The organism is Priestia aryabhattai (assembly GCF_023715685.1).
In the GTDB taxonomy this organism is placed as follows: Bacteria; Bacillota; Bacilli; order Bacillales; family Bacillaceae_H; genus Priestia; species Priestia aryabhattai_B.
The window spans coordinates 11,659-37,728 of sequence record NZ_JAMBOQ010000010.1 but is presented as its reverse complement, the minus strand read 5'-3'; the positions used below and the strand labels follow the sequence as shown (position 1 = coordinate 37,728).

22 protein-coding genes and 1 pseudogene are annotated in these 26,070 nt (G+C 34.4%); 18 read left to right on the top strand and 5 right to left on the bottom strand.

What is annotated here, in order from left to right:
• The first annotated feature begins 291 nt into the window (after positions 1-291).
• The 12 genes from M3225_RS25680 (at position 292) to M3225_RS25625 (ending at position 13,223) form a co-directional block, all read left to right on the top strand.
• Positions 292-555, top strand: a complete 264-nt coding sequence (locus tag M3225_RS25680; RefSeq protein WP_251399520.1) for a response regulator transcription factor — start codon at positions 292-294, stop codon at positions 553-555.
• The gene (locus M3225_RS25675; RefSeq protein WP_251399519.1) at positions 524-2,683 is read left to right on the top strand and encodes a peptidase domain-containing ABC transporter; all 2,160 of its coding nucleotides are present in this window, start codon (positions 524-526) and stop codon (positions 2,681-2,683) included. The genes M3225_RS25680 and M3225_RS25675 overlap by 32 nt, the downstream gene beginning before the upstream one ends.
• Positions 2,664-4,115 (top strand): S8 family serine peptidase, encoded by a 1,452-nt coding sequence (locus tag M3225_RS25670; protein WP_251399516.1) that lies wholly within the window; start codon positions 2,664-2,666, stop codon positions 4,113-4,115. The genes M3225_RS25675 and M3225_RS25670 overlap by 20 nt, the downstream gene beginning before the upstream one ends.
• Before the next feature lie 345 nt (positions 4,116-4,460).
• Entirely contained in the window at positions 4,461-5,609 is a 1,149-nt protein-coding gene (locus tag M3225_RS25665) for a LytTR family transcriptional regulator DNA-binding domain-containing protein (protein ID WP_251399513.1), read from the top strand.
• Between the two features lie 195 nt (positions 5,610-5,804).
• A complete protein-coding gene (locus tag M3225_RS25660) occupies positions 5,805-6,650 on the top strand; it encodes an ABC transporter ATP-binding protein (protein ID WP_251399509.1) in 846 nt (281 codons plus the stop codon).
• Positions 6,650-7,357: an ABC transporter permease gene (locus M3225_RS25655; protein WP_251399506.1), complete on the top strand. Its 708-nt coding sequence runs from the start codon at positions 6,650-6,652 to the stop codon at positions 7,355-7,357. The genes M3225_RS25660 and M3225_RS25655 overlap by 1 nt, the downstream gene beginning before the upstream one ends.
• A gap of 542 nt (positions 7,358-7,899) precedes the next feature.
• Positions 7,900-8,199 (top strand): hypothetical protein, encoded by a 300-nt coding sequence (locus M3225_RS25650; protein WP_251399501.1) that lies wholly within the window; start codon positions 7,900-7,902, stop codon positions 8,197-8,199.
• A 12-nt stretch (positions 8,200-8,211) separates the two neighbouring features.
• Positions 8,212-8,628: a hypothetical protein gene (locus tag M3225_RS25645; protein WP_251399497.1), complete on the top strand. Its 417-nt coding sequence runs from the start codon at positions 8,212-8,214 to the stop codon at positions 8,626-8,628.
• 35 nt (positions 8,629-8,663) lie between these two features.
• The gene (locus M3225_RS25640; RefSeq protein WP_251399494.1) at positions 8,664-9,344 is read left to right on the top strand and encodes an FtsK/SpoIIIE domain-containing protein; all 681 of its coding nucleotides are present in this window, start codon (positions 8,664-8,666) and stop codon (positions 9,342-9,344) included.
• Entirely contained in the window at positions 9,341-10,036 is a 696-nt protein-coding gene (locus M3225_RS25635) for a hypothetical protein (protein ID WP_251399490.1), read from the top strand. Before M3225_RS25640 ends, M3225_RS25635 begins: the two co-directional genes overlap by 4 nt.
• Positions 10,037-10,497: 461 nt before the next feature.
• Positions 10,498-11,388, top strand: a complete 891-nt coding sequence (locus M3225_RS25630; protein WP_251399488.1) for a UPF0175 family protein — start codon at positions 10,498-10,500, stop codon at positions 11,386-11,388.
• 737 nt (positions 11,389-12,125) lie between these two features.
• On the top strand, positions 12,126-13,223 hold the full coding sequence (locus M3225_RS25625) for a hypothetical protein (RefSeq protein WP_251399485.1): 1,098 nt from the start codon (positions 12,126-12,128) through the stop codon (positions 13,221-13,223).
• A gap of 58 nt (positions 13,224-13,281) precedes the next feature.
• On the opposite strand, the gene M3225_RS25620 is transcribed toward M3225_RS25625, so the two are convergent.
• The 5 genes from M3225_RS25620 to M3225_RS25600 form a co-directional block, all read right to left on the bottom strand.
• Positions 13,282-13,509: a helix-turn-helix domain-containing protein gene (locus M3225_RS25620; protein WP_029325668.1), complete on the bottom strand. Its 228-nt coding sequence runs from the start codon at positions 13,507-13,509 to the stop codon at positions 13,282-13,284.
• A 519-nt stretch (positions 13,510-14,028) separates the two neighbouring features.
• Positions 14,029-14,598, bottom strand: a complete 570-nt coding sequence (locus M3225_RS25615) for a MerR family transcriptional regulator (protein ID WP_251399482.1) — start codon at positions 14,596-14,598, stop codon at positions 14,029-14,031.
• 337 nt (positions 14,599-14,935) lie between these two features.
• Positions 14,936-15,790 carry a hypothetical protein gene (locus M3225_RS25610; RefSeq protein ID WP_251399479.1) on the bottom strand — a complete coding sequence of 285 codons (855 nt, stop codon included), beginning with the start codon at positions 15,788-15,790 and terminating at the stop codon, positions 14,936-14,938.
• A gap of 22 nt (positions 15,791-15,812) precedes the next feature.
• Positions 15,813-16,592: a plasmid stabilization protein gene (locus M3225_RS25605; RefSeq protein WP_251399476.1), complete on the bottom strand. Its 780-nt coding sequence runs from the start codon at positions 16,590-16,592 to the stop codon at positions 15,813-15,815.
• Positions 16,593-16,699: 107 nt separating this feature from the next.
• Positions 16,700-17,986 (bottom strand): replication protein, encoded by a 1,287-nt coding sequence (locus M3225_RS25600; RefSeq protein ID WP_251399472.1) that lies wholly within the window; start codon positions 17,984-17,986, stop codon positions 16,700-16,702.
• 2,385 nt (positions 17,987-20,371) lie between these two features.
• On the opposite strand from M3225_RS25600, the pseudogene M3225_RS29990 reads away from it, so the two are divergent.
• The 6 genes and pseudogenes from M3225_RS29990 to M3225_RS25570 all read left to right on the top strand — a co-directional run bounded on the left by M3225_RS29990 (position 20,372) and on the right by M3225_RS25570 (position 25,603).
• Positions 20,372-20,818 (top strand): annotated as a pseudogene (locus tag M3225_RS29990) (L,D-transpeptidase).
• 257 nt (positions 20,819-21,075) lie between these two features.
• Positions 21,076-21,501 (top strand): MarR family winged helix-turn-helix transcriptional regulator, encoded by a 426-nt coding sequence (locus tag M3225_RS25590; protein ID WP_251399469.1) that lies wholly within the window; start codon positions 21,076-21,078, stop codon positions 21,499-21,501.
• Between the two features lie 469 nt (positions 21,502-21,970).
• On the top strand, positions 21,971-22,930 hold the full coding sequence (locus M3225_RS25585) for an NAD(P)H-dependent flavin oxidoreductase (RefSeq protein WP_251399466.1): 960 nt from the start codon (positions 21,971-21,973) through the stop codon (positions 22,928-22,930).
• 214 nt (positions 22,931-23,144) lie between these two features.
• The gene (locus M3225_RS25580; RefSeq protein WP_251399463.1) at positions 23,145-23,342 is read left to right on the top strand and encodes a hypothetical protein; all 198 of its coding nucleotides are present in this window, start codon (positions 23,145-23,147) and stop codon (positions 23,340-23,342) included.
• A gap of 109 nt (positions 23,343-23,451) precedes the next feature.
• Positions 23,452-24,000, top strand: a complete 549-nt coding sequence (locus tag M3225_RS25575; protein WP_251399459.1) for an NADPH-dependent FMN reductase — start codon at positions 23,452-23,454, stop codon at positions 23,998-24,000.
• Between the two features lie 166 nt (positions 24,001-24,166).
• On the top strand, positions 24,167-25,603 hold the full coding sequence (locus M3225_RS25570) for a DHA2 family efflux MFS transporter permease subunit (protein ID WP_251399456.1): 1,437 nt from the start codon (positions 24,167-24,169) through the stop codon (positions 25,601-25,603).
• The last annotated feature ends 467 nt before the right edge of the window (positions 25,604-26,070 follow it).

The following is a 26,070-nucleotide window of genomic DNA, read 5'->3' as shown; positions in this document are numbered from 1 at the left end:
ATAACTTCGCAAAATGGCGTATTTTTGTAAAAAAAGTATAAAAAATGTAAAAAAAGATGAATTTAGGATAATATGATGATAGAATTCTAACTATTCAAGTCGAATTAAACCCGAAAATGTATTTTATTGTAAAAATATAGACAAAAAGAAATGATTCATTATCCATGAAAGGATGTGATAATGACTTTTCCAACCCATAAAAGTCATATAAATAGCGCTTAAAAGATAATGATTGTCATTATATCTAATTTAACAAGCTTAAATATTAAGATTTAGATGGGAGAAAATATAATGAAGATACTGTTAAGTAAACGAGAGAAGGAAATTTCTATACTTATTGCTAAAGGTTATAAAGATCATGAAATATCAGAGGCGCTGTTTATTAGCAGGAGAAGAGTAGGAGAAATAATTTTAAATATCAAGACAAAATATAAATTAAATTCTCGAGTGAGTATAGGGATACTGGTTTATCATTTTGGGTGGCTAAGTATAAACGAAGTTGTAAGGGATGGAGGTGGTAGGATTGTTCAGCAAGAAAAAAACTCCATACATTGAACAAATGGAGCATAGTGAATGTGGATTAGCATGTATAGCTATGATATTAAATTATCATAGTTATCAAATTAGTCTTGCAGAAATTCGCGATCAATTTGGAGCATCTAAAAAGGGTACTTCTTTACATAACTTAATTGAAATAAGCAACTTTTATAAAGTCAATGGAAAGGTGTTTAAAGCTGAAAAAGTAGAACGTTCCATGATTGATTCTCCAATTGTGGTTTTTTGGGAAAGCAAGCACTATATAATATTAGAAAAAATTAACAAAAACAATAAAAAGTTTACTATTATTGACCCTGCTCATGGTAAAAGATCTATCACTGATAAAGAGTTTTATGAAAAATACTCTGGTTATATTTTAACCTTCACATTATCCAAAGACTTTATAAAGAGAAAAAAACAATCTAAAACAAACTTTTTGTGGAGCCATATAATAAAGCAAAAAAAAGTTTTATTCACTGTACTGTTAGCATCTTTTATCTTGCAAGGTTTTGGAATGGTTATTCCCAAAATTACTCAGTGGATCACTGATAGCGTTATCTTAAAAGAACAAACAAACTATATAAATTTAATTGGTGTTATGGTGTTAATTATATATCTCTTTTATCAATTATTTTCTATTGCTAGAGGTTATATGATTGCTAGACTTCAGACTTTAATAGATTCTTCGTTAATGTCAACTTTCATAGCTAAGTTATTTAATTTACCATATTCTTTTTTTGAAACTAGAACAAGTGGCGATCTTATATACCGTGCCAATTCTAATACGTTGATTAGACAAATATTATCTTCAAGAGTTATTGCTTTGGTAATTGATACTATCTTAATTATTGGATATGCTGCTATGATGTTCTATATCAAATGGCAACTAACATTAATCGTACTAGGACTAAGTATACTTATTGTTACCACTATGTTGTTAAGTACAAGAATAATAAGGAATCTCTCTGATAAAAACTTGTTAATTCAAACCAAAACCCAAAGTTATTTAACGGAGAGTATCTATGGAATATGTGATGTAAAAGTCTTAGGAGCAGAGGAAAAAATTTTCAAAACTTGGTTTCAATTATTTAAACAACACCTCAAGATATCGCAAAAACAAAGTTTTATAACATCCAGCTTAGAGTCACTGGGCATAGGTATTCAATTTATTACTCCCCTTTTTCTATTATGGGTTGGAATTAACATGGTAATAAGTCGGGAGATATCCTTAGGTGAACTTTTAGCTTTTAACTCACTTGCAGCTTCTTTCATAGTTCCCATTGTGTCTATGGGAACAACTTATTCTCAGTTATTGTTACTAGGTTCTTATATGCAGAGACTCCAAGACGTAGTTGAAACTAAATCTGAAAATTCGAACACAGAAGAGATTAAAGATTTTAAGGGATATATAGAGTTCAAAGATGTTTCTTTTAAATATGAATATTTTGGAAAAAATGTTCTTTCATCAATTGATCTTACTATTAAACCAGGTGAGAGAGTTGCAATAGTAGGAGCTTCAGGGTCTGGAAAAAGTTCTCTCGCCAAATTATTACTTGGCTTAAACCTGCCTACAGAAGGTAGCCTCACTTACGATGGACAAGATATTAAAAATTTAAATCTCCAATCTATACGTAGAAGGATTGGAGCTGTTCTTCAAGAAACCAGGTTATTTCACGGAAGTATATTGGAAAATATTGAATTGTTAAGTGAAGAAAAATCTTTAGATAATATTATAGAAATAGCAAAGACTGCTGATATTCATGAAGATATCCTTAAGCAACCTATGGGCTACTATACAATGATTTCAGAAGGTGGAAACAATTTTTCAGGTGGACAGAGACAGCGCTTGCTTTTAGCAAGAGCATTAATGAAAAAACCAAAATTATTGATTTTGGATGAAGCAACTTCTGCATTGGACAACTTATCAGAAGCTCGAATTCAAGAAAATTTACAAAAATTAAATTGCACTCAAATTATTATTGCCCACAGACTTTCTACAGTCATAAATGCTGATCGTATTTTAGTAATGCATGATGGAGAAATCATTGAATCAGGTACTCATGAAGAATTACTAGATAAAATGGGATATTACTATAGCTTATACTACGGTGAGAAGGAGAAAATGAATGAAAAAATTAGTATTTAAGGTGTTAGCAGTAGCTTTTATAGTAGTAGCACTTAGCATAACTTCCTTTTCTAATTATACATTTGCAAAAGATGATAGTGCATATTTAATAGTGTTTAAAGATAATCAAATTCCAAATGAAGCTAAAAACATTTTGCACAACAAATATTCAAACTTAAAGACAACATCCATGTCTGAAATAGGAACTATTAAACTTGAAAAAACAAATGGCGACATGCAAAATCAAGCAATACAGGAATTAAGAAAAAGCCTCCATGATAAAATTGAATACATTAGCAAGGAAAATAAGTTGTATTTACCCCAAAATGTAAAATTAAAAAAAGATGACATTTTAAAGACAAGCTTTAATTCTAGTAATAAAAAAACCTCAATCTTCAAAAATAGTCTAACGAATGACATACAAGATGGGGAATTATCGAAAATTCTTGGCTGGGATACAGATAAAATTACAGAACAAGGAAAAAGTTATGCAAAACAATCTGGAAATCATGATATTAAAATTGCCCTTGTAGATAGTGGCATAGATTTTAACCATCCAGATTTAAAGAACAACATTTTATCAAAAGGTAGATCTTTTGTGCCTAACGTTGATAATACAGAGGATCATATGGGCCATGGAACAATGACTGCTGGATCAATAGCTGCTAATGGTAAAATGTTAGGGGTTGGTCCTCACTTAGGAATTATTCCATACAAAGTAATGGATAACTGGGTTGATGGGGCAGAATCAGCTTGGGTAATTCAAGCTATTATTGCAGCTGCTAACGACAACGTAGATATTATTAATTTGAGTTTAGGAACCTATAAATCGTTGAATAAAGAGGAAGATTCAGCAATAGTTGAAGGTTACTCGAGAGCATTGAAGTATGCTCATAAAAAAGGATCAATTATTGTGGCTAGTGCAGGGAATGAAGGTTATGAGACTAGCAATCCTTCAAATTTAGCAAAACAAATGGGGTTAGAAGGAGATAAGCAAATACATCTACCTGGTAGCGCTTCTAACTATCTAATAAATGTTTCTGCAACTAACAAAAATGATAAGTTGAGTTCGTATTCTAACTATGGGGGTATTACTTTAGCTGCTCCGGGAGGAGATTACGGTGAGGAATGGGAAACAAATGGTATTGATCCGTCAGAGTTAGTTTTAGTAACCTATCCTACTAGTTTACCCCAGCCCTATATTAGTCAAGTTTTAAATCTGCCTGAAGGTTACACCCTAAGTGCAGGAACAAGCTTAGCAGCTCCAAAAGTATCCGGAGCGATTGGGGTATTGTTAGCAGAAAGTAAGGAGAAAGGCTATCGTGAATTGTCTACAAATAAAATAGAGAAGATTTTAAGAAAAAGTTCAGTTGATCTAGGAGCTAAAGGAAAAGATCTTCAATTTGGATATGGTCGATTAGACCTTAATAAAGCCCTAGATTTAGTTAAGTAAATAAAATACACATTTGCCTAAGCAAATGTGTATTTTTAATTTGAAATGAAGTTAAGTTGTTATTTAGATATTAAATGTTAAATTTTATATAAATTATTATAATAATCCCTAAAATAAGATGAATGATATGTTAAAATTTTCTTATATTATCTTATACAATTGCTTGTTAAAGCAGTTTACTTATATTCATAGAAATGTTGATTTCAACATGGATAATTATTTAAAAAAGTTTTTTTAAATACATACATTAAGATATTAAGAGTAATTATAAAGATAGCAACATTACTTATTTATAAATAATTTCTTAAATTACACAATATATATTTTAAGTTAGGAGTCAGTTAAATGGGGTTATTAAGTATAAAGAATTTAGAAAAAAGTATCGGTAATAACATTTTGTTTCAAAATATAGATTTAGAAATTAACAAGGGAGAAATTGTTGGGCTTAAGTGCAATAACGAACTAGGCAATCAATTTATAAAAATGTTAATTGGAAAGTTATCGATATCAGATGGTGAGATATTACTTAAAAGTGTTCCTTTAAATATTAATTTTAAAAGCCTTTGTAAGAACGTTGGAATAGCTTTTTTAGATGAGGTATTTTATGAACGCCTTAATTTAAAGCAATATCTAACGTTCTTTAGTCAACTTTACCAAGTCGATGCAGACATTGATTATTTACTTAAACAAGTGGGTCTGATAGAGAAGAAAAAGGTAAAAATTAAAAATTTAACTTTTTCTGAAAAGAAGCGCCTACAGGTTGCTAGGGTTATTTTACCACAACCCGAATTAATCATATTTGAAGAGCCTAATCAAAATGTAGATATAGAAAGTAAAATAATTATTCAAAGGGTGATTGCAGAATTAAGAAAAAAAGATATTGCTATTCTAATAATAACTAATTACTTCGAAAATGCTATTACCTTAACTAATAATGTGTATACCTTAGAGAGAAATGGTTTAAAAAAGATTGAAGTTGTAGATGAAAATTCCGAGGATAATCAAAAATTAATAATCAAAAATTTTGAAAGGGAAGTAAATACTACAGAATCATGTTTCGAAAATAATCAAACCACCTTGGAAAATGGGCCATCTAAACAGGAATTCCAGTTAGATGGTTCATTGAAAAAAGAAAAATCTCCCTTAAGTATGCAAGTTCGATTTGAGAAGATTCCTGCAAAAGTAAATGAAAAAATTATTTTATTTGATCCAACTGAAATTTCATTTATTGAAAGTAACGAAGGAGTCTCAAATTTACATGTTAATGGAGAAGTATTTCCATGCTCATATACCCTAAATGAGCTATTCAAGCGTCTGCAGATATTTGGTTTTTTTCGATGCCATCGCTCTTACATAGTTAATTTACAAAGAGTCAGAGAAGTAATTACTTGGACACGTAATAGTTATAGTCTAATTCTTGATGATTCTAAAAAAAGCTCAATACCTTTATCAAAAGGTAATTTAAGTGAACTCAAAGAAATTATTGGAATTTAACATAGACTCAAATCATTATCTATACCCATATTTGACGCCTTTAGGGGAAATGCCGATTCAACCAGCCTAAAAATGATTCGTTTCATCGTTATATATACTCTTTTTAGGTGGATTTTGATGCAAATAACTACGTTCGTAGGTAAACTCAATTTTGTGAGGCAATCTAATTTATATTTTTACTAAGGGGATGTGGGCATGGAAAATATAATAGAAGTTAGAAACTTAACTAAAGCATTTAGCAATAAAGTGGTTTTAAAAGATGTTAATTTTGAAGTTAAGAAAGGTGAAACATTTGGATTTTTAGGGCCAAGTGGTTCGGGAAAAACCACAACTATTAAAATATTAACTTCACAGTTACTACGTACCACAGGTGAAGTTAATATTTTTAATCTACCTTTAGAAACACAAAAAAATCATGATTATTTAAAAAAGGTTGGAATCTTAACTGATAACAGTACTCTTTATGATCGCCTTTCCATTTACGATAATCTTCTCTTATACTGTAACTTATATGGGGTAAATAAGAAACGTATTGATGAAGTATTAGAAGATGTAAATCTCGTGAAAGAGAAAAAGACAGTGGTACAAAAACTTTCTAAAGGGATGAAACAACGCGTTGTGTTAGCTCGCGCTCTACTTCATAAGCCAGAAGTTTTATTCTTAGATGAACCCACCTCTGCGCTTGATCCAGTTAATACTAAACATATATACGAAGGACTGAAAAAATTAAACAAAGAAGGTACCACTATCTTTTTAACTACTCATGATATGCTGGAAGCTGAAGAATTATGCGATAGAGTAGCGTTTCTACATCAAGGAAAAATAAAGTTATTAGATACTCCACAGAATTTGCGTTTACAATTCAGTAAGGGTTCTATTTCTCTCATCCTTAAGGGTGGAAAAGCGATTACAGTAGAAAATGATGAACAGGGTGCAAAACAAATTAGTAATTATATGATTAATGGCGAATTACTTTCTATACATTCAAATGAACCAACTTTGGGAGATATTTTTGTTCAATTAACAGGGAGTGAATTATAATGGCTTTTTCTTTAAAAAGAGTAAACGCGATATTACTTAAGGATTGGAAAGACCTTCTAAAAAACTCATATATTATTTTCACTTTAGCTTTTCCGTTAATATTTGCTGTAATTATAGGTAAATATGATGATGGGGGTATTTTTATTACATTTCCAATCAATTTTGCACTTGTAATTTCGGGATGCTTTGTCCAGGCTGCAATGGTAGCAGAGGAAAAAGAAAAAAACACTCTAAGAGGTCTTTTGTTGTCACCAGCTAGTACATTAGAAGTTTTAATTGGAAAAAGTGCTTTATCAGCAATTGTAACTATTATTGTGATCGTTGCTTCTGTTTTCCTAAGTGGATTTGAGACCCCATCTATATTTTTATTTTCATTAAATGTTCTCCTTTGTTTAATAATTTATATTACTGTTGGAACTTTATTAGGCCTATTTTCAAGAACTGTAATGGAGACAACAATTATAGGCATGCCTGTATTAATGATATTTGGAGTTGGTTCTTTAATAAAGAGTGCTGTTAATAATGAAATATTGTTAAAAATTATTAGTTTTTTACCTAATGAACAATTTGATGAGATAATTTCAAAGTTAAGTAAGAATGGTGGACTAAGCGATGTCATCAATAATTTCCTAATTCTTGTTGTTTGGGTATTGGTAATGCTTGCTATAACTTTCTACACATATGGAAAGCGTAGATTCGATAAATAGAGTATTTAACTATTGAAATTTAGCAATTTATTATGCTGATACATTATAAATATAAGATTAACTTAACATTATAATAAAATAAAAGTGCAGAGCTCTGCAGAGGAAAGATACAGAGCCTTGCACTTATTTTATTAGGTACACAAAAAATAAAATTGTGCGCTGAATATGTAAGGACGATATCATGCAGTTTCTTATCGATTTCTTGAAAAAGATAGCTACAGCATATAAAAACTCAGCACTTCTTATATCACCATCTACCGATCCCCTACTGCAGTAAGGGTTCTTTTTTATTTTTGGAATGGACAGGCAAACTTACTGCAGTAGCTACATAGTATCTAAAGAATCATAGCTCCATTCCCTAAATAGTATCTATTCCGGTAACGTTACCGCATTAATACAAGCTTTATACGTTTAGTAACGCTCTTCATGGAATCTGTAAGGGAGCTGAGCCGAAGAGGCGAAGGGGGCGACCGGATGTGTTGAGCTGAAATAACTGAGACATGAAAGGCGAAAAAATAAAAAGAATGAAAGTAGGTACCAACATGAGAAAAACAAAATGGTTTGACTTTCGAAGCTTCTTTTATAACCCTTCTTCAACTTACTCGATGAAACCTCGTCCTATTGCTGCTTATTCCTTTGTTCCTTTTAGTCCAGTTGCCATGCTTGATCCCACCATTCTTACCATAGGAGGGATTGTTTTAGGAATTGCCTTCATTGAACAGATATTAAATCGATGGGGTGTAATAGATCTTGCCGATCAGTTTGAAAAAGTGATGCGGTTTATCCTTCCTGTCACCTTTTATGGGGCCTTATTTTACTTCTTTGCGACATTTATGTTTTGAGGAGGGTTTTAGATGTTTGAAAAACTAAAATTGCGTGGAAAGCTTATTAAAGCGTTTCGTACGGCAGAAATTTATAGGGCCACAAAGCGTGGAGATCGTACCTTATATCAATTTCCAAAGATCCATCAGATCGATTATCAGCACACCTACACTCGGTATGCTTTTTCCTTACTGAATGGCATTGATCCTGAACTCTTAAACAAAAAGAGATGGGCCTTACGGCAAGTATTAGGTAGCAATATTGAAGTGAATGGCAGCTTAGAGAACTTTAGTATTACCGTTCATCACAAAAGCCTACCTAAGATGCTCAATTATAATTATGAAGTCATTCATCCTCATATAGAGAAAATGGAGCTTCCGGTATGCATTGGTCAAGATATCTATGGATGCCCTATCTCATGGGATTTTGCGAATTTAGAAACGTACTGATTTCGGGCGAAATTGGCGCAGGAAAAAGCAGTCTGATGCGTGTCAACCTCACGACTTGGATAAAGTATACCTCACCTGAAGAGCTGCGCTTAGTGTTAGTGGATCTGAAGCGTGCTGATTTAGGATTATTTCATGGAATTGAGCATGTGGATGCGCTTTGTTTTGAAGCCAAAGACATGCGAAAGCCTTTTGCATTACTACGAGCTGAAATGTATCGAAGAGGCGATCTATTGTTAGAACATGGGGTCACACATATTAGGAGGCTACCTTTTAAGCTGCCTCGTATCGTTGTGGTAATTGATGAAATGTCCATAGTGAAGAGAGAAACGGAGCTTATAGAAATGACCCAACAGTTTGCCAGCCAAGGTCGTGCACTAGGCGTTCATACGATTATTGCGATGCAGCGTCCAGATGCTGATTTGTTGAATTCAGCGCTCAAAGCAAACTTACGGGTTCGGATCTCTGGCAGGCAGGCTGATGCGATAAATGCGAAAGTAGCCGGAGTAATTGGCGCAGAAGAAATCGATGCCGCAGCTAGGGGACGGATGAAAATTAAGATTGATGAGGTCAAAGAGTTTCAAGCCTTTTTCTTAGATGAAGGAGCTTGTAAGGAAATACTTTCTCCTTATAAGGCGTTGATACATGATCCAGAGCCGGATATAGAAGTTGCACCACAATCCATCTTTGGGTTATTAGAGAAGGAGGAGCAGCGATGAGTTGCCGTTTATCTCAACGTGATAAAGACATCATAGCGTTTATTAATCAATTTAGAGCCGTGGATCGAGACTCATTAGTTGACCTATTCTTTAAACAGCTTAAATCACCCGTAAATGCATGTAATAGTGTGATGGTACGTTTATATCGATTAGGGCTAATTGAACGTACACAGCAGTATTCTCCGACTGTCTATTTGCCTATAGATGCCAAAATTAAAAAGAACTCTCAAAAAATATTACATTTCCTTTCTATCTTGGATGTCTATAAACAAATGTGTTCATATACTATACCTAAGAATGTCATTGTAGAAGATAAGCCCACCGGACGAAAAGGGGGGATTGAACCGGATCTGTTTTGTATTTTTAAAGGATCTCCTTTTTGGATTGAAGTACAACGCAATCAGTATTCCGAACAGAAAATGCAAGCGAAGATTAACCTCTATGAGGAGTTTTTCCTTTCAGATGAATGGAGATCCTTATATTGGCAGCCAGAAGATCGAGCAGCCATCTTTCCTTCTGTTATTCTGATTACACCTGTTCGTTATGCCGTGTCTTCAGAACATATTCGCATTATACAGGTATCAAGTATTCATGAATTAATGGAAAAATATAAAAATGCGGGGAAGCAGCAAAGAGATGGAAGACCAAGATCCTCGGCTTCTTCTAGTGGAATTAAAATTAATCTCACATAATGGTAAAGAACATAAAAAGCTATCTCGGCATTAGCAGTCGAGATAGCTTTTTATAGGATTGCTAATTATAAAGTACCAAAATATAACCGCATGTAAACAATAGCATATTCTTGCCATAATGGCTATTTTTGGAGGAATCGACATATGTATAAAAGGTAGTATTTTTATACGCCTTTTCTTCACACACACCTGGAGAGATCACCGTCATATCAAAGGTGTATAAAATGCTGCATATCCGATTAAAGGCACCCACGAGAGAACCCTTTTCCTGTAAGGGTTCTTTTGCTTGCTTGGTTCCTTTAGGGGTGTTTATGTAAACTGGTGTTATTACTTTTCCTATTGTACTAAAGGGGCACAATACAAGATACAACAATCTCTATTGATCTAGTCTAAATTTTTAGGTTTTACCAGTATTCCCCCATTAATAAATATGCTGTAAAATTATAGTAGGGGGGATCATTATGGCACATGAAAAGTCTCATATTCCAAAGGAAGAACTAATCGAACTTTATATAAATCAAAAACTAAGTATGGAGAAAATTAGTAAAATTTATAATTGTAGCCGTACTAAAGTCACAAATCGTTTAAAAGACTATAATATTCCTATTCGTTCGCTTACAGAGGCAAGAAAGAGCACTTTCGAAAGAGAATTAGGTTTTTCTCTAACAGCTGAAATGATTATGGAAAAGATAAATAAAGGATTGTTGGCTTATCAAGTAGCTGAGTATTTTGGAGTAAGTTCTAAAACCATTAGAAGGATACTTAAAGATTCTGGAATCAAACTGTCCAATCTTGAAAGCCATTTGAAATTGAAGAATAGTAGAGCAAGTAGGGAGAGGTGGAAGGACAAAGACTCTCCTCAAAATAAAAAACAAATAGCAAGATTAAAGGAAGCAAATAAAAGGAAAGCAGAAGAGGCTCACTTACGATACGAAACTGCTCATTTAAAGAGTTACAAAGAATATAAACGTGCTTGTGCAAGAATTGTTGACAAACTCTACGGAACCGATCGTCCTGATGGTATGGAATACGATCATAAGTATTCGGTTCACGATGGATATATAAATGGGGTTCCAGCTCCGATCCTGTCACATCCATTTAATCTTAGACTGATAACTGCTTTTGAAAACAATTCAAAGGGAAATAATAGTATTATTACCTTAGAAGAATTGTATCAAGGTACGGGTCAACCGTGGGATCATACAATTAAAGAAATAAAAAAATTTACAAAGACTTGCGAATATTGCGGGAAGGAATTCCGACAAAGAAATAAAAATCATAAATTTTGCAACAGGAAATGTTCTGGAAATTGGCAATACCATAATAAATACAAAAACAAAACCAATTCCTAATTGTTTCATTCGGAATTGATTTATATAACGGTTCTTTAAACAGCATAAATTGTCTATTAATGCATGTAATAGCTTCATTTTATGGTACGTGTTTATATCGATTAGGGTTAATTGAACGCAAACAGCAGTATTCTCGGAACGTCTATTTGCCTGTAGATGCGAAGATTAACAAGGACTCGCAAAAAATACTCCATTTCCTTTCAATCTTAGATGCTTATAAACAAATGTGTACGTATAGCATACCTAAACACGTCACTGTCGAAGATAAGCCGACTGGATGAAAAGGAGGCATTGAACCAGACCTTTTTTGTATCTTCAAAGCCTCTCCCTTCTGGATTGAAATTCAACGAAATCAGTACTCAGATCAGAGAATGCGGGCCAAAATTAGTTTATATGAGGAGTTTTTCTTTTCAGATGAATGGAGATCCTTGCATTGGTAGCCAGAAGATCGGGTAGCTGTTTTTCCTTCCGTTATTTTTATTACGCCTATTCGTTATGCTGTGTCTTCTGATCATATCCGAATTATACAAGTAGCCAGTATTCACGAACTTATGGAGAAATATAAGAATCCTATTAAGCAGCATGAGGCAAAAAGAAAAGTGAATTATTAATTATAAGAAAAGAAAGTACAGGATATTAACTACTTCCAGTTAATCTCTTTTCAACCTAAATTATCTACGTGAATATCAAAAAGAGATGTAAAATTTAATCTTAAATTATTTAAGGGAGATTTTTATATGAGCGTACTTACCTTTTTTGTCAGTAACAAGATATTAGGATTAGCTATAATACATACGAAATGGTTTCAAACTCTTGCCACTGCACTTGTTGCAGCTTGGTTCACACAATGGTTAAATAATAATTTAACTAGAGAACGAGAAAGAGAAAATAAGCTTAAAGAAACATTTAAAGAATTTTATGACAAAATAGTACCAGAAGTTTATGACTATTTTTCAATAGAGACCGATTTTAAAAAAGGACATGATCTTAAAGCTAGCACAAATCCAAGGGAGATAAAAAAGAGTATTTTAGAAACAATTTCTGAAAATATGATACATATAAACTCAGAAATACACACAGCATATAGAAAAATAATACGGAACAAGTATTTTGATGATAATAGTGGATTTTCTGCAGATGTAGATGAAATAACCTTGCTTCACATAATTCTAGAGGAATACATTAAGCTTGCAGAGAAGAATGAATATGCAGAGACTGCTGTAGCCATTCGATATGCTTGCTTGTTGTTAATATGGAAAAACGTAGTGATTAATTGTCAAAGTTATGAGATGGCATATTCTGCAATTTCGAGGAATTTTGATTTTAATACCGACAAATTAGACAAAGAAATGTTACACCGACTAAAAGAACTAGAAAAAATAGAAATGTACTCTGATGAGCGCAATATTCTATTTAGAAAATTATTAACTGATTTAATTAAAGATGATATGAGCAATGCGGAAAAAGAAGAGCTTTTGAAGCTTTTTTTCGAAAATAATGAGGAGATGAATGATAGTCGTAGTATATCTATCCTCGAAAATCTTGACTTAGATCCAGGGCAATTAACAATAGAACTACGAGTTATGTATCGTAATCAATTATTGATAGAGTTGTACAATAATAAATACTGCATAAATGAAGATTCTAGATACTCATTTATCTATCCAAGTGAAAGTCTTGATTCACAATCTAATGAATTAAGAAATGCTATTAATTATTGGAAAGAAAAAAAGATGGTAAGGTTTGAACCTGATTCAGACCATGTAAAATTAGTACTTACAGCAGCTGGTGAAGACCAATATGAAAAAGAGATCTATCCAGATGATGAATTATGAAGCTAAAACATTCTTATACACTAACTGATTTAGGTAAAGGCACATTAATTGTGCCTTTTTATATGTCAAAAAAATCTTTTGATTGTTTACTGCTATCTATACTCTTTACAGTGTCCATCACTTTTCTTAAAATAGCAGCACTAGGTATGTAGTTTTTATCGTTACAAATTGTCCATATTGTTCTTCTAGAAACACTACTTTTCATTGCGAAGTCAGTTTGCTGTATGCCGTTTTTATCTAACCACTTTCCGAATTTCGACCTTTTGGGATTTTTCCACCAGAACATTATGAAAACCTCCTTGATGTTAACATCATTTCCGGTATAAAAAAATATATACATAGATTTGCTCAAATTTGCTCATGAAATACAAGCTATAGTGCATATACTTAATAAAACAAATACAGCTATGGCATTTAAATAAATTTGTTATAAATAAGAATACTGTCGATATTTTTGTCATAATCATATAGCATGAATATAGTTAAGACCGCCTTATACACTAATACATAATGGGCGGTCTTTGTTATAGATATTCGTATTCAAATAGAAAAGAGCCTGATTTTTAGAATAGAACAAGAGCCCTTGTTTACTTCATAGCTGGAAATCTTGTGTATACTATCTTTTTTTATTCCCATTCTGTGAACGTAACTGTAACAGGATTCGAACGTTCTTTTTCTTCACGAACGCTATATGTTATTTCTGCGTTCGAACTCTCTTCAACCCTTTTCATTGCTGAATTTACAGCGTTCTCGACATTGTATTTAAAGTAATAGATCATCTTTGTTATATAAGCACATAAAATTCTTATTTACGATTAAAAAGACGACTCCAAAAGCTAGACGCAGGTTCTTCTCGTGCCGCAGCAATTTCTAATCGACGTTGTTCCATACTCTCGTTCATTTGATTTATTAATTTGTGGTCTCGTTGTTCTATAAGGTTTTCCATTTTTTTATACACTGCCTCTGCCGTTTGCGCTGAAACTTCAGCTGCAACCTTTGCTGAAGTTTCTTCAATAATCCCACGAGTATATTGCTCCAATTCCTCTCTGGTGAACGTAACTGTAACAGGATTCGAACGTTCTTTTTCTTCACGAACGCTATGTGTTATTTCTGTGTTCGATCCCTCTTCAACCCTTTTCATTAGTAGCTTTGCAGTGTTCTCGACACTGTGTGTACGCTCTAATAACACCTTGAATTCTGCTATAATGTTAATATCGCGTTCGTAGTAGATTCGTTGACCGTTCGTCCCCTTATTATTCCGTTCAAATTTATAACCGTTTTCTTCTAATTCAATCGCCCACTTGCGTAAAGTGTTTGGATTTAGCTTTAATTTTTCGCACACCTGTTTAGCAAAATAACCCAATTGTTCGCTCAACAGTCTCCACTTCCTTTCTTTGTTACTTATTCGTTCTTATAATGATATTATCCTGTTCTTCTAACGTTCATATTATAGTAATTTCACGTTATAATAGTTTTTTTAGTTGAACCTAAGTTGAATTAGGATTTATAAGTTTCCAAATTCCTTAGATTTCCTTTTCTTTAAGTTTAACTAAAGTTAAACTTAAGATTGTTTAAAAGCTTACTAATTGATTTCTTTAAAAAATGCCTCTGTATAGAATAACATACAGAGGCATTTTAGGATTATTATATATTTGTAATGTGATCTTCTTTAATTGTAGCATTAAACCAATTTTCTTTTAGCTATTCAAGTATCAAAGAGAAGAAACAATGCGCTCATTCGATAGGTATGTTTTTTCCTTTGAGAATAGCTTTAATCCCATAATATCAGGGTGAACCTGTACGTTTACGGAACGATAATGTAAACCGTAATCTTCTACACTAGGAAAATCATTGTTGAACTTCTCATTGTACTCAGGTTTGAAATAATTAATTAGAGTAGCTTCTGTTACATTTATGATTTGATTATTTAATTCTAGGGGAGGATTCTTTGTTATCTCTTCTAATTGAATTAGATCTTCGTCCTCACTATCTACTTCCTCTAATAATTGTGATTTGAACTCTAATAATAGAAGGGCTAGGTCTTTCTCTGGATATTCATGTAGAAGATCGGCTTCTAACTTCTGTAACATGGGGTCAGACATTAACTCTTCAGCAGGAAGGCGTTCTCCATTTTCTCCAAATGCCTGCCCAATATAAACGATCTCTGTATCTAGGTAATACTTTGAATGCTCACGATAGACTTGAAGCAGACTTAACTCGATAACACCCTTTTCCCAACCTGTAAATACCATTGCTTTACGTGGCTGCTCATATTCAAATTCAAATTTTCTGTGATCAAATCCTGGGATAACACTTGGAAAAACGGAAACATCAAGCGTCTCCCTTGAAGTATGTTCGCCTGTTCCAACAATGACATCAAAACGTATATGATTTTCAAAGAATTGGACAGAATCTTCATCTATACTTAGTTTCGGGATAAGAGTAGCTACATATATATTATATCTTCGATCATCTGACGATAAATGACCTAAATCATAAGGGCAACACAAGGTTAGATGATAAGCCCATGTTTGCAGTCCAAACTCTGACATATAGTTGGTATTCATAGCTGCCTCCTTCGATTTTGCTTTATTTTTGATGTTCATAGACCACAGGGACTTTATCCATTTTTACGGTTTTGGCCACAATATAACGACGATAGCCATCTTTTAAGACCTTCGATCCTTTCTCAATTGTTAACGGCTTATCAAGGTGTCCTGTACGCTTCACAAATTCAATGACTTCTTCTGTTTTCACAGGGTTTGGGCGTGTCTTTAAGAAGGCTTCAGGAACGATTATCTCGTCAAAGTTCACAACATCCTGTGTCCCTTTTGGCTGAGTAGGCAGCTGCTTCTTTTGTTGTGCAGCCTTTTTCTCTTGAACAGGCTTTTCTTTCACTTCTGGCTGTATAGTTTTAGCTTCTTGCTTCGCTTCTTTTGCTACAGGCTGAGAAACAGGAGCTTGTTTTTCTTCCTGCTTAGTAGCTGAAACCTCTTGTTGTGCCTTAGAAACCTCTTGCTTCGCTTCTTTTTTATCTTTTGAATCATTCGCTTCTTTATCGTTTTTATTCGGGAGCACGGTGATCTGGAAGCAGATGATACCAATTTCCCCAGGGCACTCGTCAATGGGAATATCTAACGTTGGTTCTCCTTGAACTAAGATCTTTTCATGCATAATACTCTTTTTTGTCAGTCCGGTTTTATTAAAGGCTTTCTTGGCAACAAACACGGTATACGAAATAAAGGTGCTCTTTTTCAGACCTTTAGGCGCAGAAGGTGAACCTTTTTCACGCATATCAAAGGCAACGTAGCGATCATATTCTCGTAATGGTCCTGTCGCAGATCCTGTTAAGGTCATTTTATGGGGCATCGTGATCTCCTCCTACATAGGTTTATATATTAATTATTTAGAAGCATGTTCTAAATAATAATACTCTTATTAAACATCAGCTTCCAAGGGATTTCTTCACGTTTTGATTACGAAACGGTGTCCTGTAATTGGGCATGTTCGTGTAATAAAGCTTGTTCCTCTGGTGTTAAGGCTTGTCCAAGATCTTGTTTAAGCCGCGCCATTTCCAACGAACTGTACGTAGTACTGTGCTCTTGGAGTAAGTTTTCTTCTTCTGGCGTTAGTTCTTGCCCTAAATCTTGCTTTAATTGAATCATTTCAAGCTGTTCATCCAGAGAAATAGCTGTTTCTTGTGTAGACTCTTTTTGCTCCTGTTCAGCTTGTAACCAAGCAGGAACCAATTCCTTACGGATGATATGTTTAGGCGTAAATAACGCTGCTGTTTCAGCTTCAGTATGTATGTCTGACTCAGGTGATTGTTCTTCCTTATTCCCTTTAAGTAGATTAGTAAATTGATTGTAGGCAATTTGATAAACAAGACGGCACATTTCATCCAGTGATAGGGTAGTACCCTTATGATTCGCCTCATGTACATATTTATCTAAGCCTACAATAGCTGTATAAGCGACTTCATGTACTTGTTCTTTCACAATCTCAATCTCTGTATCTCGTTTTACGGCTTTAGCTGCATTTTGAATACGAGCATAAAAATCTTTTAGTTGATGACCATATTTACCTGCATACACATTATTTACTTTCTTAGGCACACCTTTGATATAAGAGAATGACTGTGAAGCAGATATTAAATGATTATTTAAATGATTTTTAGGTAAATCAAGGTTAATAAAGGGGGACGATGTTTTTACGTCCTCAAAGCTTGGTGTATCAACGTTTTCAGCACTTTCTGGACTTGTCACAGGAGTTGTCACAGGAGTTGTCATTTCTTCTTTTTGAAGCGTTTGAATACCTGTTGTGTCATGGTCAAAAAAGATCTCATCACAAATTTGATCAAAATTCGTATGACTTTTAAGGATAAACACATAGCTATCAGGATGAGCACCTGTTGTATCTTCTTTGATATAACGTGCCACGATCATAAACGGTGTTTCCTTTAATGATTTTACAAAGCGAGAAACGGTACTTTGGGATACATCAAATTTTTGCATGAGTGTTTTTGAGTGAATCGCTTGAATGCCTGTAGCAACAAGGTTATAAACCACGTAATCTAACATTTCCATACGTTTTTTAGGGAATACTTTATGTAAGGCCAATTGTTGTTTTTTGAAATGAGTACGAAGGGTTTCTAAAAACGCTTCTTTCTTTTTGCGAAGGGTCGGTTTTTCTTTCCATAACCATGTGAATCGTCCATTGAAGGTATTTACATCTTGTAAATAACAGGTAAAAAGTTTTTTCATTTGTTCATCTTCTCCTTTAAGGAACACAAAAAAGACACTGTCTCCCTTATGAAAGGAAAACAATGCCGTGATTTTGATGAACTAAGCCCTTGAAATAGATGTCAATTTCATATAAAATAAAGCCATAAGTTTTATTTTATAAAAACTAACTCTATTAACAAGAGACTTCGACAAGTGTTTTTCCTACCGTAACTAGGAGGAACGGTTTAAGAGTGTGAGTGCACTACTTAAACAGTTGAAGTCTTTTTTCTATCCGCACGTTTTTGTTAGTTTTATTATAGCGTTAACTAGTCTCATAATTCAATAAAAATTAGCAAAATATATCAAAACAAGTATATTTAGCTACGAGTGATCCTGTATTGCTGTAGGAATCACCTTTATCATATATAAGTTTTTTAGAGTAGGGGAAGGGAAAAAAGTTTCCCCTACTCAAGTATTCTAAAGTATGTTATGATATTTAGTTTTTATTATTTTTGGAAATTTAATGAATTAATACAACTTCAATGGTAAGGGTAAATGGGCATTCTGGGTAGTGCCATTTTTTATAGTACTTTTTCTAAAAAGGGACTATAAAAAATGACACTATGCAAAATTCCAAAAGTATGATACAGGCATCTTCTACTTATAAATGTAGAAGATGCTTTTTTTATTAATGTATGGGGGGGGAAAGGTCCTATTGGAAAATTAGGAGTCCCAACTGGTGGGCTTACTCATGAGAAAATTAGTGCAGTTCCATTCTTTTTTGTTTATATTTGAATCTATTACAAATGTCAGATATAGCGTCGCCAGGATATCTAATTTTGTTTTTAAGCATGTAATCTTGAATGTATTAATATGTGACTATATTGAGTGAAATCATCCGGCCTTTCTATTCATCATCCCCATACTTCCTCATCAATTCTTTTAATATATCATTTAAGTTTTCCATAGAAATTACACAACGTTCCATCGTCTTACTTTTGACTTTAATTAAATTTTTAAGAGGTCCTTCTCGGTCGAATTGTTGATTAAAAATAGTTCATGTGTGAACCTAATTCTTTGAAAATTGCTGTCAAGACTGATTAGGTTTCCTTGCTAACTCATCAATTTTTTTAACAGCAGTAAGATCAACATTTCTTATTTTAGGTTCCATATTTTATTTGGAATTCCCAAAATACTGGTGCCCTTTAAAAAATATAGAGAAGAGCATAAGGGGTTTCTGCCCCCATAGAACGTGTGGGACTAGGCTAAGCCTAGCAAAACCTTGGGTACAAAGAAATGTTTGCAAGAACCCCCTCGGCGGACCCTTAAATTGAAGGATAGTCCCTTCAGAGGCCCTTCAGTAATCACAACACTTGTGCCAGAAACCCCTTCGCCGCACCCTCATATTTGATAAATGTCCCCTCAAAGGTCACTTCATTTTGAAGTATTTTTTTGGAAAAAATAAGATAGAACAAGCGATCTTTTTTTATTTTTTTCCGCACGTTCATGATCAAAAAGGCCATTTATTTTTGCTTATAATACGAGTGATTTCCGCGTGCTTTTTTATCATTTATGCACCAATTTTTATGCTATAAACGATGACTGTTCTAAAAAAATGCATGTTCACAGGCCATCATCATTTATCTTTTTCATGTTCACATGAGTTAGAAAAAGATTTTATAAAAAAGAAAATGAAAAGCTATGGAAAATTCGAGACAGGATCAAAAATTATGATAAAAAAAGATACTATTCAATCCAGCGATGGAAGCATTCACCTCTATGAAGATGAACGAAAAAGTTTATAGGAGAAGTTCCAAAAATTGAATGAGATGAAACAAGATTTAGCTATGAAGTGAAAAAAGAGGTATCGCCACTGACTGGCCCATGGGTCGCCAGAGAATCGCCGGACACCGTTTTTGAGTCGCCAGAGAGTCGACACTTTGAGGTTTTCCGTGATATCACGGTGAAGCTAGGCTCTGCCTAGCCCCACACCTATGGTGGGGGCAAAAACCCCTTATGCTCTTCTCTCTTTTGTAGTAGGGAACCACAATTTACAGGAAAGGAACGAATATTATAGATCTGTTCTTACAAAATATTGATCCAATGTCCGTTAAAAAAATAGATGGAATCGAAAAGAAAAAAAAGATTTCTTACCAGGATTTCTTTAAAAGTCAGTTTAGAAAGGAGGGAGGTACTGAGGGAGATAAAGGATTATGTAAAAGGGAGAAAGGAGAAATCATAAAATGAATTTTCGAAATTTTTTGCACGGAATAATGGAGCACATTCTACCAAAAAAAGAAATGGATCATAAGAAATGAAACATTAAAAAAAGCAAAAGTTTGAAGGTGAAGTGAAGGCTGAAGAGTCTTCTTTTTTCATACTGGGAAGGTAGAAGGAGCAAGCAAACCAGCGAATCAGGATTTAATTATTATCAATAAGTCCTATAACAAGCTTGCGTATTTTCATAATGGCTATATTGAAATCGTTGATTCAGTAGCAACGGGGAAAATATGGGACAACACACCAGTTGGCTTTTTAAAAGTAGTGAATAAGGTTAAAAATAGTCCTTACTATACAGGGCATATTCCCGTGGGCGATCCTCGCAATCCATTAGGAAAACGTTAGTTAGGGTTAAATGCAAACGGTACGTATGGTGATACATATGGTATTCATGGCAACAACAATGAAAGCAGTATTGGAAAATACGTGAGGAAAGGTTGTGTCATAATGCATAAGGCAGATATTGAAAAGCTTTATGATAAAGTTCAAGAAGGTACACCGATTGTGATTACGTATTCCTATAAGGGGTTTGTTGATCTTACAAGCGTATATGGGTATAAATTCAAGGGCTACAAGATGAAAAACAATTAATATCTGAGCTTCTATGTTTTTTTATCACGGAATGCTGCTTTTTTTATTGATAAAATATTTATTTTCTCCTTAATGGGGTCCTGCCGACAAAACGCATATATTATACGCTAAGGAACTTTTTAGAAGGTAGAACCCTGATGTTCCACTGACGGGGCAGGTTAGCTGAAGAAGAGCAATCAATGTAGTAACGTTGACAACTAAAAACAACCATGATATATTTAGCCTACTAAATATTTTTGGCTAGAGGAGGTTCATCTATGAAGGTTAGTGTTGACTGTGATATTCGTATGTCCTTGGATAAAGTTTCTTCCCAAACGCGTCGGAATTATAGTGAGAGTCTTAGAGAACTTAATCTTTATGTAGGCCAAGATAATTTACTCTCGCGTTTGTGGTTAGGTGATGGAATAACACAAATGCAGCTATGTGAACATTTAAAATGCGAACCGCCTACGGTAACAAATATGGTTAAATCGTTAGAGCAGAATGGTTTCATATACCGTAAACGTGATGAAGAAGATGCAAGGGTTATGCGAATTTATCTAACGGATAAAGGCAAAGAATTAGAAGAACCCGTTGAATTTAAATGGAAACAGCAGCAAGAAAAATTACTACAGTCAATTTCAGCTGAAGAACGCTTAATATTAAGGGATTTATTAAAGCGTATGGAGAAAAATTTATACTAAGTTTTCTCTTTAAAAAAGTATTTAGTATGCTAAATATATATTTAGCACCCTAAATACATATTTAGAAGCCTTGAAAATACTCTGGCCAAAATATTGCACTAGTAAATTAGCCAAGGAGGTGAAAAATATTTAGCAAACTAAGTATTTTTTAACCAACTGAAGGTTGTTGAAAATAATCGTAAGGCTCTTTACACCAGATAATGGTTTACTGAGCATCACAATACTACTAGTCAAATTAGTACATTTCCTGATTTATAAGAGTTCAAACCCTACTAAAAGGCTTGCTAGCACTACAGAAGTTGCAAAGTCGGCAGATAAATTAGCTTTTTAGATATTGGTATAGGGAGAGCCTCAGGAACAGACCGTTTAACCGCAAGAGTTTCGCAAGTTTCATCGGAAGAATATCAAGAGGATAGAAAAGTTTTTTAAAAATAATTTTATTTTATAAATGGCTCAGGAGGATTCAATAATGAATAATAGAATATGCGAAATATTAAATATAGAAAAACCGATTATACAGGGCCCGATGTCTTGGGTTACTAATGCCGAATTTGTTGCGGCGGTAAGCAATGCTGGTGGATTAGGATTTCTAGGTCCAAATGCCGGTCAGGTTGATATAACTCGTTCACCCGAAATATCTGCGGAAAGAATGAGAACTGAAATACAAAAAATAAAATCATTAACTAATAAGCCATTTGGAGTACCTGTGATCGTAAATCGTGATTTAGCTTACACATGGCCGATTTTAGAAACAGTTATTGACGAGAAAGTTCCTGTTGTTCTTGTGAACGATATACTGGATGAAAGAATCTTTAAACCATTAAAAGAAAACAATATTAAAATTGTTTATAGACCCCTTACTCCTACTATTGAAAATGCAAAAGCTGCAGAAGAATTTGGAATAGATGTTTATGTAGCGACTGGATTTGATGAAGGTGGTACGGTTCCAGAACGAGTTATTGGAACATTTTCGATTGTTCCAATGATTGTAGATGCTATAAATACCCCTGTAATGGCAGCTGGGGGTATTGGAGACGTCAGAGGAGTGCGTGCTGCATTTGCTTTAGGCGCTGAAGGTGTGTTTGCTGGTAGTGTCTTTATTCCAACAAAAGAAAATCCAGCAGCAGAAAACGTGAAACAAATGATTGTAGATGCTACAGCAGAAGATTTACTAATGTTCCGTACTTTACCAGCATACTATCGGTCTTTACCTACTAAATTAGCGAATAAACTAGTCGAAATGGATAAACAAGGTGCTAGTCGTGAAGAAACAGCAAAAATGATGCGTGGATCAATTGGAATGCGTATCGGCATGCTAGAGGGAAATACAGACGATGGCTATATTTCTATAGGTACTGGAATTACGCCAATTAAAGAAATCAGAACTGTAAAAGAAGTGGTTGATACTTTAATGCAAGACTTTAATTAAAATCTTAAACAACTAACTTGGAATATAGAAATTCTCTCTATCTTCTTGATACGTCTAATTTTAAAATGGGTGATTATCTGCACTTTAAAGCTTTAGCAAGACAGTTTATTCAAGAGTAGTAGCGAATAAGGTCAAAAGAGAAAATTAATACTCAAAATTTAACCTCATTACTACTTTCTTCCCTCCTTTACATACCAAAGTTATGGAGCATCATATGAAGGAACTAAAAAGCATTCTGGTTATTGGTGTTATTGTAGCAGAAGCAGAGGAAGAGGCGGTATATTTGGCAGGGCCATTGGAATTAATGTGGGCAAGAATGGCAACAGGTTCGAGTGATCTTTCATTTCCAACATTGGTACGGGGGAGGGGCGATGGATCTATTGCTGATAAGACAGAAGCTCCCTTATTCTAATGCATCACGTACAAAATAAATTTCACCCTAAACTAAAAAATAGTTTAATGGAATCAGAGTTTCTGAAGTGAAGTAATTTTAATCAATATTTATTGAAGGAGAGATTCGTATGGAAACAAAGATTAATATTGTAGCCCTATCAGGAAGTAGTCGGAAAAAATCATCAACTCTAAAAGCGCTTAATAGTCTAAAAAAATTCATGCCCAACAGTGTTGAATATGAAATATACAATGGTATTGAAAAACTTCCGCATTTTAATCGTGAATTAGATAATGATAAACCACCAGTAGAGGTGCAAGTATATAGAGAATTGCTTTCAAGAGCAGATGGAGTCATTATCTGTACACCCGAATATATAAAGGGTGTACCTGGTGTCTTGAAAAATGCTTTAGAATGGTTGGTGTCCTCTGCAGAGCTTTATACGAAACCAGTAGCGATTATTACAGCTTCATGTGATGGGGAAAATGCTCATCAAGCATTACAACTCAATTTAAGTATGTTAAATGCAAATGTATTCGATGGTGGAGCATTATTAATTTCAGGAGAAAACAATAAATTGAACGAGGACGGAGAATTTGTAAAAAATGAGGTTAATTCCTCACTAAAGTTATTAATATCTAAATTGCTTGAAGAAGTTAATAAGAAAGGTTCTGTTTGAGAATCGGTGTTTTAGATAAATAAAAAGGACAAGGAAAGGAAAACTTTCCACATTTATTAAGAATTTAGAGAGGGGTGACTTATAGAGCCTTTTCCACCATAAAGTCCAAATAACCCTAAAAAATAAATGGTTATTACTTAAATTGATTTACAAGGAGATATAGATAATGAAGAAGCAATACAATACGCGTGCCATCTTGGCATCGCTGCTTATCTGCGGTTTTGTCGGCATGTTTAGCGAGACTGCTCTAAACATAGCAATGACTAATTTAATGGAAGTATTCCAAATTTCAGCTGCAACCGCACAGTGGTTAACAACCGGGTTCTTGTTGACTCTTGGCATTTTAATGCCGATGAGCGGGCTACTGCTGCAGAGATTTACAACGAGACAGCTGTTCACAGGTTCAATCACAAGCTTAATTCTAGGTACACTCATTGCGGCGCTCGCTTTTAATTTTGAAATGTTGATGGTCGCTCGAGTTTTACAGGCGGCAGGCATGGGGTTATTGCTACCTCTCATGTTCAATACGATTCTTGTCATATACCCGCCGGAAAAGCGGGGGGCGGCTATGGGCTTCGTTGGACTTGTTATTATGTTTGCACCAGCAACCGGCCCAACCATTGGCGGTCTATTAATTGAGTATTTAACATGGCATTATATTTTCTGGTTCTCGCTGCCGTTCCTGGTTATTGGGTTGTTGGTAGGGCTGAAGTATTTAGAAAATGTTACCGATGTCACAAAGCCCGGGATCGATCTGCTGTCTGTCGTATTGTCAACGATCGGTTTTGGAGGAGTAGTCTTCGGCTTCAGTAAGGCGGGCGAAGGATCTGAAGGCTGGGGTAGCGCGGTTGTGGTTACTTCAATCATTATTGGGCTCGCCGCGTTAGTGCTGTTCATACTGCGACAGAACTCTATGCGCGATCCAATGATGAATCTGAGCGTTTTCAAGTACCCAATGTACGTCGTTGGGCTGCTCCTGATACTGTCGTGTATGTTGATCATGATGTCGAGCATGATTATTCTGCCGATGTTTCTGCAGACGGGTGCAGGACTGTCTGTATTCACTGCGGGACTCATGCTTTTGCCGGGCAGCGCGCTGAACGGTATCCTCTCCCCACGTATGGGGCGCTTGTTTGATAAATATGGGCCGAAATGGCTCGTTATTCCCGGACTCGTGATCGTTGCAGTCATGTTATGGTTCTTTACTACCCTGTCTCCTGCTTCTTCAGTGGCCTTTATCGTGGCTTTGCATATCGGGCTCATGATTGGAGTAGGCATGATATGGATGCCTGCTCAAACGAACGGGCTAAATCAATTGCCGCCGGAGTTATACCCACACGGCACAGCAGTCATGAACACCCTGCAGCAGGTCGTGGGCGCGATTGGAACAGCAATCGCAATCAGTATCCTTACAGGCGGTATGGAGAAATACTTGCACAGCTCCTCCACTCCAGACAAACAGGCTGAAATTGCAAATGCAATGACGGCTGGATCGCAAAACGTGTTCTTATTCACAATGATCATAGCACTGATTGGCTTGGTCATAGCGTTCTTTATCCGCCGTGTCTTAGTCAGCCGCGAGGCGATCAATTCGACAAATTGATGTTTTAAAAAAGATATCGGGGATAATATCATTTAGTTTTTTCCAATTAAATTAATGAAACATAAAAAAGGACTTTAAGTTTAAAGTCCTTTTTTATGTCTGCCGAGAAGCTACATTTTATATACCAATCTATCTTCTACTTCCCTTTTAAGAAATTGTTAAAGAGATAATGATTAAATATAAACTCTATAACGTTTTACATTTAATAAGGTTTAAATTAAGTAATTTTTAATTGGATTAAATATTAAATTATTCTCATACATAGGAGTAAATAGTAAAACTATATTATATAAAATAAAGTTTTACCATTTACTTTAGATGACGACAAATATAACCTTTTTCTACATAGTATGTAATAGATAATGTATTTATAAGTAAAATACGATATCTATTACTTTAACAAGAGCAATAAAAATCAATTGTCCTTACAGACTTTATATATTTGATTGTTAAATCATACTTTATAT